This window comes from Nocardioides sp., from assembly GCF_014360585.1.
Taxonomy (GTDB): domain Bacteria; phylum Actinomycetota; class Actinomycetes; order Propionibacteriales; family Nocardioidaceae; genus Nocardioides.
In genome coordinates this window covers 44,934-59,291 of the sequence record NZ_JACIXG010000027.1, presented here as the reverse complement: position 1 = coordinate 59,291, position 14,358 = coordinate 44,934, and the positions used below count along the sequence as shown (strand labels likewise).

Annotated in this window: 14 protein-coding genes; 3 read left to right on the top strand and 11 right to left on the bottom strand. The window is 69.7% G+C overall.

Going from position 1 to position 14,358, the window contains the following annotated elements:
• Positions 1 to 157: 157 nt before the first annotated feature.
• From H5T77_RS11325 to moeZ, 11 genes are all read right to left on the bottom strand, one after another.
• On the bottom strand, positions 158 to 3,388 hold the full coding sequence (locus tag H5T77_RS11325; RefSeq protein ID WP_292649127.1) for an ATP-dependent helicase: 3,231 nt from the start codon (positions 3,386 to 3,388) through the stop codon (positions 158 to 160).
• A gap of 20 nt (positions 3,389 to 3,408) precedes the next feature.
• Positions 3,409 to 6,774 (bottom strand): ATP-dependent helicase, encoded by a 3,366-nt coding sequence (locus H5T77_RS11320; RefSeq protein WP_292649124.1) that lies wholly within the window; start codon positions 6,772 to 6,774, stop codon positions 3,409 to 3,411.
• A 57-nt stretch (positions 6,775 to 6,831) separates the two neighbouring features.
• The gene (locus tag H5T77_RS11315) at positions 6,832 to 7,122 is read right to left on the bottom strand and encodes a DUF1905 domain-containing protein (RefSeq protein ID WP_292649121.1); all 291 of its coding nucleotides are present in this window, start codon (positions 7,120 to 7,122) and stop codon (positions 6,832 to 6,834) included.
• Positions 7,123 to 7,127: 5 nt separating this feature from the next.
• Positions 7,128 to 7,577 carry a cupin domain-containing protein gene (locus H5T77_RS11310; RefSeq protein ID WP_292649119.1) on the bottom strand — a complete coding sequence of 150 codons (450 nt, stop codon included), beginning with the start codon at positions 7,575 to 7,577 and terminating at the stop codon, positions 7,128 to 7,130.
• Complete coding sequence (locus tag H5T77_RS11305) at positions 7,558 to 8,256, bottom strand: hypothetical protein (RefSeq protein ID WP_292649116.1); 699 nt, start codon at positions 8,254 to 8,256, stop codon at positions 7,558 to 7,560. Before H5T77_RS11305 ends, H5T77_RS11310 begins: the two co-directional genes overlap by 20 nt.
• Before the next feature lie 70 nt (positions 8,257 to 8,326).
• A complete protein-coding gene (locus tag H5T77_RS11300) occupies positions 8,327 to 8,992 on the bottom strand; it encodes a lysophospholipid acyltransferase family protein (protein ID WP_292649130.1) in 666 nt (221 codons plus the stop codon).
• Positions 8,992 to 9,312 carry an MGMT family protein gene (locus H5T77_RS11295; RefSeq protein WP_292649113.1) on the bottom strand — a complete coding sequence of 107 codons (321 nt, stop codon included), beginning with the start codon at positions 9,310 to 9,312 and terminating at the stop codon, positions 8,992 to 8,994. Before H5T77_RS11295 ends, H5T77_RS11300 begins: the two co-directional genes overlap by 1 nt.
• A gap of 142 nt (positions 9,313 to 9,454) precedes the next feature.
• Positions 9,455 to 10,324 (bottom strand): serine protease family protein, encoded by an 870-nt coding sequence (locus tag H5T77_RS11290; protein ID WP_292649111.1) that lies wholly within the window; start codon positions 10,322 to 10,324, stop codon positions 9,455 to 9,457.
• Between the two features lie 65 nt (positions 10,325 to 10,389).
• Complete coding sequence (locus tag H5T77_RS11285; RefSeq protein ID WP_292649108.1) at positions 10,390 to 11,052, bottom strand: class F sortase; 663 nt, start codon at positions 11,050 to 11,052, stop codon at positions 10,390 to 10,392.
• A complete protein-coding gene (locus tag H5T77_RS11280; protein WP_292649105.1) occupies positions 11,049 to 11,339 on the bottom strand; it encodes a hypothetical protein in 291 nt (96 codons plus the stop codon). The genes H5T77_RS11285 and H5T77_RS11280 overlap by 4 nt, the downstream gene beginning before the upstream one ends.
• A gap of 174 nt (positions 11,340 to 11,513) precedes the next feature.
• Entirely contained in the window at positions 11,514 to 12,728 is a 1,215-nt protein-coding gene (gene moeZ / locus H5T77_RS11275; RefSeq protein ID WP_292649103.1) for an adenylyltransferase/sulfurtransferase MoeZ, read from the bottom strand.
• 127 nt (positions 12,729 to 12,855) lie between these two features.
• Between moeZ and H5T77_RS11270 the strand changes: the two genes are divergently transcribed.
• From H5T77_RS11270 to H5T77_RS11260, 3 genes are all read left to right on the top strand, one after another.
• A complete protein-coding gene (locus H5T77_RS11270; protein WP_179659520.1) occupies positions 12,856 to 13,488 on the top strand; it encodes a TetR/AcrR family transcriptional regulator in 633 nt (210 codons plus the stop codon).
• A gap of 105 nt (positions 13,489 to 13,593) precedes the next feature.
• Positions 13,594 to 13,815 (top strand): DUF3107 domain-containing protein, encoded by a 222-nt coding sequence (locus H5T77_RS11265; RefSeq protein WP_292649100.1) that lies wholly within the window; start codon positions 13,594 to 13,596, stop codon positions 13,813 to 13,815.
• Between the two features lie 138 nt (positions 13,816 to 13,953).
• Positions 13,954 to 14,265: a hypothetical protein gene (locus H5T77_RS11260; RefSeq protein ID WP_292649098.1), complete on the top strand. Its 312-nt coding sequence runs from the start codon at positions 13,954 to 13,956 to the stop codon at positions 14,263 to 14,265.
• Positions 14,266 to 14,358: the final 93 nt, after the last annotated feature.

Below are 14,358 nucleotides of genomic sequence, written 5' to 3'. Positions count from 1 at the left end.
CGGAGCCCGGTGTCAAGGATCGCCGCAGGCGACCGGCGAAGCCGGCGGCCGAAGGCCGTCCTTTACTCCGGGGTTCGTCGAGAACACCCTCCCCAAACGGGTCGGCGGCAAACCCCAACCACAAAAACACAGCCCTGACGCGTGCCGAAAACCGGCGTCAGCCCCCACCCACGATCCTCTCCAACTCCTCCCGCCCAGGAAGAGCAGGAGGCTCGACGAGCCGCCCAGAACGCACGTAGTAGAACGCCGCCCGAACCTGCGACAACGGCACGCCCATGAGCTCAGCCCACCCGAGTCGGTAGAGGGCCAGCTGAAGAGGGTCGGCGTTCTGGGTCTGGTTGGTCTTCCAGTCGATGATCAGGAAGGTGCCGTCGGGCTCCTGGTAGACCGCGTCGATCCGGCCGCGCACGACCTGGCCTGCCAGGACGATCGCGAAGGCGGCCTCGACGCGGAAGGGTGGCCGGTCGGCGAACGGGCCTTTCTCGAAGGCGGCGATCACCTCCTCGAGACCGGACTCGTCCTCGATGCCGTGGTCGGCACGACCAGGCAGGTCGTCGGGGTCGAAGAGGTCCTGCTGGCCGAAGCGGGCCTCGACCCAGGCGTGGAACCGGGTGCCGAAACGGGCCTGGGAGGACGGCTTACGGGGCATCGGGCGGACCAGGTCGGCGGCGAAGCCGAGCGGATCGTCGCGCAGCTTGGACATGGCGGTGGCCGACAACGACGACGGCAGCGGAACGGTCACCTCGGGAGCCCGCTCACGGGCCGCCTCGGCGAGCAGCCGCTCGATCTCCTCGTCCCATTGGTTCACGGTCTCGAGCAGGGTGAGATCCTCGAGATCGTCCGGCCCCGGGCCGACCTCACGGACCAGCTTGGCCGCCTCCAGCCGGCGCTCCACCTCGGCCGTGTGGTGATTGATCGGCCAGGGCAGGTCGACCTCCTGCGCGGCGTACGGGCTCTCCTCCTCGCCCTTGACAACGACCTCCGCCCAGCGGTCAGGCTTGGCACCCCACTGCAACAGCGCCTCGCGGGTCTTCTCCACGTAGAGCGACGGGCCGCGGCCCTCTTTCAGCGAGGGCGACCAGCGCCAGCACGAGACGAACTGGACGTGGCGGGCCCGGGTCCAGGCGACGTACGCCAACCGGAGCTCCTCGACGCGCTCGTGCTCCTTGCGCTCGGCGAGGAGCTCGTCGATCGAGTCGGCGTCGTGGCCGTGGAGCTGGGGCAGGTCGTCACGGTCTCCGCGGAGCGCGGCGGGCATCACCGAGGGGACGGTCAGCCACGACGATCGCGTCTGGCCGGTGGGGAACTTCTTGTGGGTCACCCCGACCAGGAAGACGACATCCCACTCCAGGCCCTTGGCGCGGTGGACGGTGAGCAGCTTGACCGAGTCGGCCTCGGACGGGGTGGCGACATCGAGTCCCTGGCCGTATTCGTCCTCCGCCTCCAGGTAGGCCAGCAGCGCGGCCAGGGTTACCTGGCCATCGAGACCTTCGAAGTCTGCGACCGCCTGGACGAAGAGGTCGAGGTTGTCGCGCCGGGCGGAGGCCGCCGGGGAGACCGAGGCAGCGAGCTCGACGTCGATGCCGGTGACGTCGATGATCCGGCGGACCAGGTCGAGGAGCGGCTCGTTGACCGCTCGGCGCAACCCGCGGAGCTCATCGGCGAGCAGCTTGAAGCGCTCCCTGGCCTGCGGTGAGTAGTCGTAGTCGGAGGGGTCGCCGGGATCCTCAAGCGCGTCGTTGAGCGAGGGGATCTCGGTGGGGTCGGTGCCCTCGACGGCCGCCTCCAGCTGCCGCTCGACGTCGGCGAACTCCTCCGCACCTCCGACGACCCCGGCCAGATCACGCGACCTGCGGCCGAGGATGGCGAGGTCACGGGGCCCGATCGCCCAGCGTGGGCCGGCGAGCAGGGTGAGCAGCGCGGAGTTGGCGGTGACGTCGTGGAGCAGCTCCATGGTGGCGACGACCTCGGCCACCTCGGGCAGCCGGAGCAGCCCCTTCAGACCGACGATCTCGACCGGGATCTCGCGTGCGGTGAGCGCGTCGAAGACCGCCGCCGCCTGCGAGTTGTCCCTGGTCAGCACGCCGATCTCCTTCCACTCCCCGACCGACTCGTGGGCCTCGATCACCTTGTCGGCGAGCCAGAGCAGCTCTTCGTCGTACGTCTCGTGGACATGCACCCGCACCTCACCGTCGCGCGCCCCCTCGGCGGCGACAAGCCGCTCCTTCTCGCGCCCTTCGTAGAGCTGGGCGGCCAGATGGTTGGCGGTGTCGAGGATGCGGGCGTCCGAGCGGCGGTTGACGGTCAGGGAGTACCCGGTGGTCGAGCTTGTCGAGGCCCCCTTGGGAGGGAAGTCCCTGCCGAACTCGAGAATGTTGCTCACCGAGGCACCGCGCCACCCGTAGATCGCCTGGTTGGGGTCGCCGACGGCGGTCACCGGATGCCCGTCGCCGAAGAGACGAGCGAGCATCTTGGCCTGGGCCACCGAGGTGTCCTGGTATTCGTCGAGCAGCACCACCTTGAACTTCCCACGCTCGATCTCCCCGACCTCGGGGGTCTCCTCGGCCAGGCGGGCTGCGAGAGCGATCTGGTCGGAGAAGTCCATCAGCCCGAGCCGGTCCTTGAGGCGGCGGTAGCCGTCGACCAGATCGAGCAGCTCGTAGCGCTTGTCGATCGCGTCGATCGCCTTCTCGACCTTGTTCAGCTTCGTCTTGACCCGCTTCCCGTCGGCGAGCTGCGCCTTGAGATCAGCCACCTCGAGGGCGAACAGCGCTCGCTCGTTGCGGTCGTAGGCACGCAACGTGGCGGGATCGACGAGGTGCTCGGACAGCTCGGAGTCGAGCGCGAGCAGCTGCTGGACGGCCAGCTTCGGGTAGTCGGTCAGCTTCTCCACCGGGTTGGGGTGCCGGGCCACGGCCCGCGCCGCCAGCTGGTAGCGGGTCGCATCGGCGATCAGCCGGGTGTCCGGCTCGTGCCCGATCCGCAGGCCGTGCTCGGAGAGCAGCCCGGAGGCGTAGGAGTGGTAGGTCGAAACCGTCGGCTCAGCGGGCTCCTCGTCCTCTTCCCCGGGCCGCGGTGGACCTTCGCGTCGCTCGGGCCACAGACCTGCCTTCTGCAGCGACTCCCGGATCCGGGTGGCCAGCTCGGCGGTCGCCTTCGTGGTGAAGGTCAGACCGAGCACCTCCCCAGGGAGTACGCGACCGGTGGCGACCAGCCAGACGACTCGAGCGGCCATCACCGCGGTCTTGCCGGAGCCGGCGCCGGCGATCACCACGGCCGGCTCCAGCGGAGCCGTGATCGCGCGGAACTGCTCCTCGCTGTAGAGCCAGTCGTGGCCCATCAGCTTGGCGAGCTCTTCGGGGGTCTCGACCGTCATCGCGGAGTTCATCGCTGGATTCGTCTCCGGGCTCACGACAGCACCGATCCCGAGGTCTGCGCCGGACAGAGCGCGACGAACTGGCACCGGTCGCACTGCTTGCCGGGCCTGGCCACGAACTCCTCGGCCCGCACCGTCGCCACCGCCTTCTCCAGCTGGGCGATGATCTCGGGCGGCTCGGGCGCCTGCACCTGCACCTTCGGCAGCCCGCTCCCCGAACCCGCCGGATGGCGCAGCTGGATCAGCTCCGCTCCCCCGGAGGTCGCACCCGGCGCCAGCGACGAGGCCGCGCCGTGCTCGACCGCCAGCTGGTAGAGGCCGAGCTGGCCGTGCTCCTTTACCTCCTGTGCGGTGGGCGGATACTTCCCGGTCTTCAGGTCGACCACCACGATCCTTCCGCTCTCGTCGAGCTCCAGCCGGTCCGCGTAGCCGTTGAGCCGCACCGTCTCCCCACTGGGAAGCGATATCTTCGCGGTCAGCTGCTCCTCGAACCCGATCACGGTCCGCGCACCGGGGCGCCGATGCCAGGTCAGGAACCGGGCGAGCACCTCGCGGACCGCCTCGCGCTCGCGGGCAGCCGACCAGGGCGTACGGAACTCGAGGCGGCCCCACACCTCGTCCACGAACGGCATCAGATCCTCGACCGTGGCAGCGTCGAGGACGCCGCGGGCGAGCTGCTCGGCGATCGCGTGCACCACCTTGCCGAATCCCTGCGAGGAGGAGTCGGTGACCGCGCCGCCTGCCTCGCGAGCCAGGAACCACTGCGCCGGGCAGGTCAAGATCGCCTCCAGCGCCGACGCGCTCAGCGTGATCGGACGGTCCTCGGGCCGGACCGGAGCCGAGGCGTACGTCGGGGCTCGCAGCCCCCACCAGGTCGACGGGTCGGCGGCGAGCGCGATCCGCTTCCCGCGCACCTCGGTGGCAGCCAGCTTCTGCAGCCGCCTCGCGGCCGCTTCCCGCAGCGCGTCGGGTTGAGCCGGGTCTGCCGCGGTGCGGCGCAGCTCGGCGACCAGACCGGCCAGCGACAGCGGTCTTGCCGGCCGGCCGATGCGGTGACGGATCTGGTCCTCGCGCAGGCCGAGCTCGTTGATGAACCGCGACGGCTGGTCGCCGTCGTCGTCGGGAGACTTCACCGCGGTCACGACGAGCCGGGACCGGGCGCGAGTGGCGGCGACGTAGAAGAGTCGGCGCTCCTCGGCGAGCATCGCCGAGCGGGTCAGCGGAGGCAGCAGCCCACCGTGATGACCGTCCGGGAGCGCCGGAGCGATCCGGTCGGGGCCGAGGAGCGAGTCGCGACGCCGCAGGTCGGGCCAGGCGCCCTCCTGGACGTGGGCGACCACCACGAGCCCCCACTCCAGCCCCTTGGACCGGTGGGCGGTGAGCAGCCGCACCGCCGAGCCGCGCACACCCTTGTCGGCCAGGGTGTCGGCCGGGATCTCCTGGGCGCGGAGAGTCGCGAGGAAGGTCTCCACCGAGGTGAACTCCTGACGGCCCTCGATCTTGGCAGCGGTGTCGAACAGCGCCACGACCGCATCCAGGTCTCGATGAGCCAGCCGCGCCGCCGAGCCACCCGACTCGACCTGCGCCCGCAGCCGCTGGCCCCAGTCGGCGCCCTCCCACAGTGTCCAGAGAACCTGCTCCGCCCCGGCACCGCCTGCCAGCACACGGCGCGCCTCGACAAGAAGGGCCGCAAGCCGGCGTACGCGCCCCAGCACCCGTTCCTCGCCGCGGCTGGTCGAGCCACCCCCGCTGGTCGAGCCGGATTCGTGAGGTACGAACGAATCCGTGTCGAGACCAACACGGTCCCCTGTCGCGCTCGAGGGGACTGTGTTGGTCTCGACACCGGCTCGCTGGCGCTCGCCGGGCTCGACCAACGGGAAGGTCCCGGGCTCGACCAGCGACGACGGATCGAGCACGGCGCGGCGTACGAGATCGCTCGCAGACACGTCGGGAAACCTTGCCCTGAGCGTGCGAGTCAGCGCACGGACGTCGGTCGCGTCGAGCCCGCCGAGCGGGCCGGTGAGCAGCTCCTCGCAGCGCTCGGAGCGTACGTAGCGTTCGTCGAGCTCCGACTCGACGGCGGCGTCGACGACGATCCCGAGCGCGTCGAGGAGGACCGCGGCGGCCGGCTCACGGACCAGCGGGGTCTCGTCGGAGGCGACCTCGACCGGGACACCGGCTGCGGTCAGCGACCGGCGCAGCTGCGGGATCGAGGTGCGGCCCGAACGCACCAGGACGGCCATGTCGGACCAGTCGATGCCGTCCTCGAGGTGAGCCCGGCGGAGCAGGTCGGCGATGTGCTCGGTCTCGGCCCGGTCGGTGTCGAAGGTGAGCACCTCGGCCCTTCCCGGGTCCTGGGCCAACGGGTGCGGGTTGCGGAAGGTGTCGTAGGCAGCGACCGGGATCGAGCCGCGCACGGAGATCCCCGCGGCGATCGACCGCGAGGTCCGCAGCAGCCGTGACCCGAAACGACGGGTCGTCCCCAGAGCCACCACCGGCGCATGCCGGCGTTCCCGGGTCAGGAACTGAGCGGGGAAGTCGAGGATTCCGTTGACGTCCGCGCCCCGGAAACCGTAGATGGACTGGTCGGGGTCGCCGACGACGATCAGGTCGCGGCCGTCGCCGGCCAGCGCCTGCAGCAGCGCGACCTGGCTCGGGTCGGTGTCCTGGTATTCGTCCACGAACACGCACGTGAACTCGGCCCGGAGCTCGGCCGCATGCCGCTCGGCCTCGATCACCCCGCGCATGATCAGGTCGGGGTAGTCGATGGCCGCCTGGGCGCCGAGCACGTCGAGATACTGCTCCAGGAACCATCCGGCCGCGACGAACTCCTCGATCCCCTCGTCACGGCCGAGCGTCACCAGCTGGTCGGGATCGAGCCCGCGCTCGCGTGCCCGCGCGATCACGGTCTGCACCTCGCGCGCGAACCCGCGGGTGCCGACCGCCATCCGGAACCGCTCCGGCCATCGCACCGACTCCGGGTGGTCGGACAGCAGCTCCTGCAGCACCACGTCAGCCTCGGGCGCGGAGAGCAGCGTCAGCGGCGCCGTGTAGAGCTCGGCCGGCGCATAGCGCCGCACCAGCCCGTAGGCGAAGGAGTGGAACGTCGAGGAGACCGCCCCCGAGAGGGTGCGCCCCAGCCGCGCCGTCACCCGGTCGCGCAGCTGCTCGGCGGCCTTGCGGGAGAAGGTCAGCGCCAGCAGCTGGTCGGGCCGTACGCCTCGGTTCTCGATCCGGTCGACGACCGCCTCCACCAGCGTGGTCGTCTTGCCCGTCCCGGGTCCGGCCAGCACCAGGAGCGGCCCGCCGGCGTGCTCCACGACCGAGCGCTGGTGCTCGTCGAGCACCGGCACGGCGGCTGCGCTCGGCGGCGGGGCTAGGCGGTAGGCGACACTCACGGGCCCTACCTAATCAGACGACACCGACAGTTTTCAGAGGTCCCTTCAGACGCCCGATCAGACGTCGTGACCCAGCCGCATCCGGACCCCCACGACGTCGTCGAGATCGATCCCTTCGGCCCGCCGGACGACGGCTTTCAGCGGAAGCAGGTAGGTGCCGTCCTTGGGGAAGAGCGCGGTGGTGAAGGTGGTCGCACCGATGGTGGCGGTGACGGCGACCTGACCCCAGTACTCCATCCCACGAGCGTCCTCCTTGAGGTCCTGGGCGTCCTCGACGGGCATGGGCACGTAGTAGAACGGCGCCGGACCGCGCCACTCGATGACGGCCCCTTCGAAGGTGTACTCCATCGGGCCTACTCCGCGCTTCCTGATTCTGAGGCGAGCTCGAAGTCGTCGAAGTCGAAGCCAGGCGAGACCACGCAGGAGACGAGCGCGTCATCGGACGAGGGGACCGTACGCTGCCACACCCCCGCCGGCACGACGGCCTGCGGCACCTGGCCGCCCGCGACGTCCACCCCGACGAGCACGGTCTCGCCCTCGACGGGGGCCGTGGCGGAGCCACCGAGCTGCAGTGACACCACACCGGTGTGCGCCAGCCAGATCTCGTCGGAGGTGACCCGGTGCCACGCGGACGACTCCCCCGCCAGGAGCCGGAAGTAGATCAGGGTCGCGGTCGGGCGAACCCGCCCGTCGGGCAGGGCGACGGTCTCGGCAGCAGCCCAGGTCTGCCGGAACGAGCCGCCTTCGGGGTGCGGCGCGAGGTCGAGTGCGGAGGTGATGGAGTCAGCGGTCACCCGGCTCATTGTGCCGGGTCTCTTTGGCCGGATCGTCGGGGAAGCGCGGGTCGCCGAGCAGGTACTGCCAGAACAGGCCCGGCTTCTTGTGCGGCAGCGGCTTCGGACCGCCGACCGAACGGTTCTCGAGCGCGTCGCAGATCGCGTCGACGGGACGGGCCACGCGGCGTACGACCTTGCCGGGCAGGCCCGTGTGCGGGAGGCGGGGATGGGGACGCGAGGGCGCCCTGCGCTCGGCCGCCATGAGCCGTTCGGCGACGAGCAGGAGCACGTCGCCGGAGGCTTCCTCAGCGAGGTGCGAGACCAGCTCGTCCTCCTTCTCGCGCTGAGCGTCGAGCGCCTCCTCGACCGCGCCCCACAGCGTCGGCCACGAGTGGGCGGTCTCCCAGGTGGAGCCGTACTCGTGCGCCTTCACGTGGAAGACCAGCACCTCCAGGTGCCGCGCGGTGGGGAGATAGGCAAGGACCAGACCGTCGCCGCCCTCGCAGTTGGCGGAGACCGCGGGCAGCAGCGCCTCGTCGACAGCGTGCAGATGTCGAGACGTGCTGGCGTTGAACCGGTCGATCGGTGGACAGCCCCGACGGGTCTGCTCCGGCCTGGCGATGATGCTCCGAGCGTGGGCCAGACGCTCAGCGAGCTCGTCGTGCTTGCGGCGCAGCTCGTCCTGCAACACGGTCGTGGTGGCCATCTGCCTCACCTCGGCGGCTAGGGGTCCACCTTCCAGGATGCGCCCGTTCGCCGCGCGACGCAATAGGCGATCAGACGTCGGCGGGCCGCTCGTTGTAGACCCCGGCCGCTTCCTGGCCGCTCAGCACCGCGATCGCCGCCATCACCTCGTCGGTGATCACCCGGCGGGCCTTGCCGAGAGGTACGCCGTCGAAGCGTCCAGCCACCTGGATCGGCTGTCCGAACGCGACGGTGACCTTCGCCAGGCGCGGCAGGCTCGATCCCACCGGCTGGAGCTGTGCGGTCCCGCGCAGACCCACCGGCACCACCGGGACGCCGGCGGTCAGCGCCAGGTGCGCCACCCCCGTACGGCCGCGATAGAGCCGGCCGTCGCGGGAGCGGGTGCCCTCCGGATAGATCCCGAACGCCTCGCCCTTGCCGAGGACCTCCAGGGCCACCTCGAGCGAGCCGAGCGCCGCCTGCGGGTCGTCGCGGTCCACCGGCAGCATCCCGAGCCCCTCGAACCACGCCTTCTGGGCCCCGCCCTTGAGCCCGGTGCCGGTGAAGTAGTCGGACTTGGCCAGGAAGTGCACCGGCCGGGGCGAGACCGACGGGATCACGATCGAGTCGGCGAAGCTGAGGTGGTTGCTGGCCAGGATCACCCCGCCGGTGCGCGGGACGTTCTCGGCCCCCGTCACCGTGGGGCGCCAGACGGCCCGGAGAAGGGGTGGCACGACGGCGTGGAGGACGCGATACATCACGTGATCATCGTAGGTGGCAGCCACAGCGCCTCGCGCAGGTCCACCGCCCCCGAGACTCGACGCGGGGTGCCCTCCTCGAGATAGGCCTGGCGGGCCTCCTCACCGTGGGAGGCGGGGAGCGAGCCGTCGGCCCGCACCACGCGCCACCACGGCATTCCGGCGCCTTCGCGTGCCATCACCGCGCCGACCTGCCGCGGACCGCCCCCGAACTCGTCGAAGAGGGCGTCCGCGATCGCGCCATAGGTCGTCACCTGCCCGCGTGGGATCTGCTCGACGAGACGCAGAACGGCTTCAACGTACGCCTCCCGGTCGGTCATACCCCTACTTTCGCTGGTCGAGCCCCGCGAGCGCTCGCGAGCGGGAGCCGAGACCAACACGGTCCCATCGGCACTCGACAGGACTGTGTTGGTCTCGACACGCTCGGCCGCAGGCGGCCTCACGGCTCGACCAGCGGTGTGCTCAGAGGATGGCGCTGAACGGCTCGGTGCCGTTGACCAGACGCAGACCGGAGATGCCCGAGTTCGCCTGGGCGTACTTCAGCTCGAGGTCCATGTCACCGATGTTGTTGGAACCCGCCAGCGGAGCCAGTCCCAGCGTCGACAGGGTGCCGACGGCCTTGCCCTCCGCGTTCAGGAAGCCGGAGCCGGAGTCACCGGGGATGCCCGGGGTGAGGTTGTAGAGCGGGTGCGACCACCGGGTGCCGTTGACGCTGTCCCCGAGGGAGAGACCGATCTTCGGCGAGAGCAGGTCGATGTCGGCACGGATCGAGGAGTTGCCGTAGGAGTAGACCTTGTCACCGGCCACGGTGCCGTCGGTGTCGATGCCCGTGGGGCCGCCCCAGATCGGCACGGTCGGGTTGACCTTGCCCGCGTCCGCGGCGTCCACCTTGACCAGCGCGAAGTCGTTGTAGGCGCACGTGTTCTCGTCCGTGGTGCCCTGCCTCTTCATGGTGAGCCAGGAGGAGTACGCCAGCTTCCCCTTCCCCAGGACGGTGCCCGCGCTCAGCAGCGAACCGCCCTCGTTGAAGGTCACCGGCGTGCCCAGCGGAAGCGACTCCGCGGCGCAGCCGTTGGTGTCGGTGGCCTCGCCGAGACCCGCGCAGTGAGCGGCGTAGCCGACGTAGACGTTCGCCGCCGAGTCGGCGAAGACGAAGTTGGCGGTGCACTGGGCACCGTTGGTGTACATCTGCACGCCAGGAGTGATGGTGGCCGTGTCGGCCGGCGCCCAGGCCTGGGCGGGAGCCGGGATCAGCGCGGGGACGAAGGCGGCGGCGAGAGCGCCGGCGGCGATGGCTGCGGCGCGGCGTGTCGAACGGCGGATACGGAGCATGTGGGGGCCTCGTTCGTTTCTATAGGTGATGTGACTCACAAGTAACGACGCTCCGGGGCTGCGGGTTACGGCACCGCAACGACCACGGTGTTGCCCTGGAAGGAAGTGCCGTCCCAGTCGTCGCACGTCACCACGACCAGCTTCGGCTTCCCATCGGGATCGAAGAGCTTCGCGCTCCGCTTGGCGACCTCCTCCTTGGAGAGGTCCCGCACCGACCGGACGGTGTAGCTGAACTCGCCCTTCTTGGTCCGCACGATGATCTCGTCGCCCTCGTTCACCTCACCCAGCCGGTCGAGGATGCCGCCTCCGTTGTGAAGGGTGTGGCCGACGATCAGCACCGAGCCGTCCTCGTCCCCTGGTTTGGCGCCGCCCTTCCACCAGCCCATGAGCGAGGCGTCCGCTGGCGGGGTGAGCGTGCCGCGTTCCATCGCCAGCGGCACCACGTCGGCGTGCACGTTGAGCGTGGGGATGGAGACGCCGCGTACCTTGCCCTTCTTCTTCGGCACCTCGGCCAGGGCCTCGGCCGGGATCGAGGAGGTGGTCCCCGGCGGGGTGGAGGTGCTCTTCTTCGCCTCGTCGAGCCTGGTGTAGTAGTCGTAGGCGGCATAGCCGAGCACCGCGACCGCGACCACGAGGACGACGACGAAGATCTCCCCGATGAAGGTCCTCAGGCTCGGCTGGCGCCGGCGAGGACGGGGAGGCTCGTGGTGGTTGTAGCCGTGACTCACTCGGCCGAGCGTGCCACAGCCTCAGCCCGCCGTCGTCGGACGGCCAGCCCGATGCCCGCTCCCATCAGCAGCGCACCGACCCCGGCGAAGACGTACGACGGAGGTACGCCGCGGGTCGGGTCCGCCACGTTCGACTCCAGCCGATCCGGGTCGATCGCCGATCCGACAGCCACTCCGGAGACAGGCTCCGGGGCTTGGCCGCTCGCGTTGGCAGGGGCTCCGAGAAACAGTCCGCCGGCCAGAGTGGCACCGGCGAGCGTCGCGCTGAGACGAGCGCGTGTGGACAACGTCGATCCTCCGGGGTTCGTGCACTTGTGCAACTCCGCCCCCCGCAGCTGCGCGGCAAAACTATCGGGTACGCCCTGCACATAGAAAGCCAGCGGCGGCCCCAGTGGGGCCACCGCTGGCCTACAGTTCAGTAACCCGGCCTCAGGCCTGTCCAGACCCACCGGGAGCGCCGATCAGTACGACGGCTGGCTGGGGTCGATCTGGTTGACCCACGCCACCACGCCACCGCCGACGTGGACCGCGTCCGCGTAGCCGGCGCCCTTGGCGATCGCGAGCACCTCGGCGCTGCGTACGCCGCTCTTGCAGTGGAACACGAGCGGCTTGGCGCCGTCGCCGGTGAGCTCGGCGACCTGCGGGATCGCGTTGCCGTTGAGGAAGTCGCCCTTCGGGATGAGCACGGCGCCGGGGATCTTGTTGATCTCGTACTCGTTCGGCTCGCGCACGTCGACGAGCACGAAGTCGCGGCTGCTCTCCTCGCGCTCCTTGATCATCTCGGCGAGCTGGGTGACCGAGATGGTGGAGCCGGCCGCGGCGTCCGCCGCCTCGGTCGAGAGCGCACCGCAGAAGGCGTCGTAGTCGATCAGGTCGGTGACGGTCGGGTTCTCACCGCACAGTGCGCAGTTGGGGTCCTTGCGGACCTTCAGCTTGCGGTACTCCATCTCGAGTGCGTCGTAGATCATCAGCTTGCCGACGAGCGGCTCACCGATGCCGGTCAGCATCTTGATGGCCTCGTTGACCTGGATGGACCCGATGGAGGCGCAGAGCACACCCAGTACGCCGCCCTCGGCGCAGGACGGAACCATGCCCGGGGGCGGGGGCTCCGGGTAGAGGCAGCGGTAGCAGGGGGCGTCCTCACCGATCGTCGGCGCGAAGACCGAGGCCTGGCCGTCGAAGCGGTAGATCGAGCCCCAGACGTAGGGGATGCCCAGGAAGTAGGCAGCGTCGTTGACCATGTAGCGGGTCGCGAAGTTGTCGGTGCCGTCGACGATCAGGTCGTAGCCGGCGAAGATCTCGCGCACGTTGTCGTTGTCGAGGCGCACGTCGTGCAGCACGATGTCGACGTACGGGTTCACCTCACGGATCGCAGCCGCGGCCGAGTCGGCCTTCGGCTGGCCGACCGTCGACTGCTTGTGGATGATCTGGCGCTGCAGGTTGGACTCGTCGACCTCGTCGAACTCGGCGATGCCGAGGGTGCCGACGCCGGCGGCGGCCAGGTAGAGCAGGGCGGGCGAGCCGAGACCGCCGGCACCGATGACCAGCACCTTGGCGTTCTTCAGGCGCTTCTGCCCGTCCATACCGACGTCGGGGATGATGAGGTGGCGGCTGTAGCGGCGCACCTCGTCGATCGTCAGCTCGTCAGCGGGCTCCACGAGCGGGGCTAGGGACACAACGGCTCCTCAGTTCGGACGTACGTATGCCTGCTTGAACACCGCGGGCACTTCTCCATGTTCCCTCATCCGTGGAGGAGGCGACGACGCGTCCCGCGATCCGAGTACCAGCGGGTAGGCTGCTCGGGTGACCACGCACCAATCCGAGCTCGACCCCACTCGACCGCGAGGGGCGCGACTGCCCCGGACGGAGCGACGAGCCCAGCTCCTCGATTCCGCTCTCGAGGTCTTCGTCGCCTACGGCTTCCACGCTGCTGCGATGGACGACATCGCCGAGAGGGCCGGGGTCTCCAAGCCCGTTCTCTACCAGCACTTCCCCGGCAAGCTCGACCTCTATCTCGCCCTGCTGGAGAAGTCCGCGAACGAGATCATCGATCGCACCCGGGAGGCGCTGGCCTCGACCGACGAGAACAAGGAGCGCGTGGCACGCACCGTCGAGGTCTTCTACGACTACGTGGCATCGGAGTCCGGTGCCTTCCGGCTCGTCTTCGAGTCCGACCTGACCAACGACCCTGCCGTGCGCGAGCAGGTCGACCGGGTCACCAACGAGTGCGCCGAGGTGATCGCCGAGATCATCGCCGAGGACACCGGTTTCGCCCCCGCTGCCTCCCACCTCCTCGCGGTCGGCCTCGTCGGCCAGATCCAGGTCAGCGCCCGCTACTGGCTCCACGACAACGGCAACCTGTCCCAGGCCGACGCGGCCCGCCTGGTCGCCGGGCTCTCCTGGCGCGGCATCGGCGGCTACCCGAAAACCGACTGAGCGTCGTCACCCGACATCGTTTCGCCCACAGCGCAACGACGGGGTTCCTCACCTTCCGTGTGAGAGGATTCCGAAGCATTGATCGACCCATCGCAAGGAGGACCCGTGGAGGTCAAGATCGGCGTCCAGCAGGCCGCCCGTGAGCTCGTCGTAGAGACCGAGGAGTCCAGCGAGTCGGTGGAGAAGCTCATCGCCGACGCCCTCGGCGGCGGTGCCGTGCTCGCTCTGACCGACAGCAAGGGCCGCAAGGTCATCGTCCCGACCGACAAGCTCGCCTACATCGAGCTCGGCCCGGCCAAGGTCGGCAAGGTCGGGTTCGCGGGCTGAACCGCTAGGGGATGACCCTGATTCCGGGAGCGAACTTCCCGTTTTGGGCCATGTTGCCCGTGCATTCGGGTACCAACAGGTGCAGTATCGAGTGATCGGCGCATTCTTCGCGTCGCTTACAACCTGAAGGGATTGGGCATGATCGGGACCATCATCACCGTGCTTGTCGGTGGGGTCATCATCGGGCTCCTCGGCAAGTTCCTCGCCCCCGGCAGTCGGGACAACATTCCGTTCTGGCTCGTCGTGGTCTGCGGAATCGTCGGCATGCTCGTCGGCGGCTGGATCTACTACGCCATCTTCGGCGTGGCCGGCAACGTCGCGGGCAACCCGAACTACGACATGTGGAACACGTCCAAGGGAATCGACTGGTGGCGTCACCTCTGGCAGGTCGGCGTCGCCGCCATCGCGGTCGTCGTGGCCGCAGGTGTCACCGGAAAGACCAAGGCCTGAGCCTCGCCCAGGTCATAGCGAAGCGGTCCCGCCCCTCTGGGGTGGGACCGCTTTCGTTTGGTTGGAGTGCTCTGCACAGGGCTCGAACTCGTG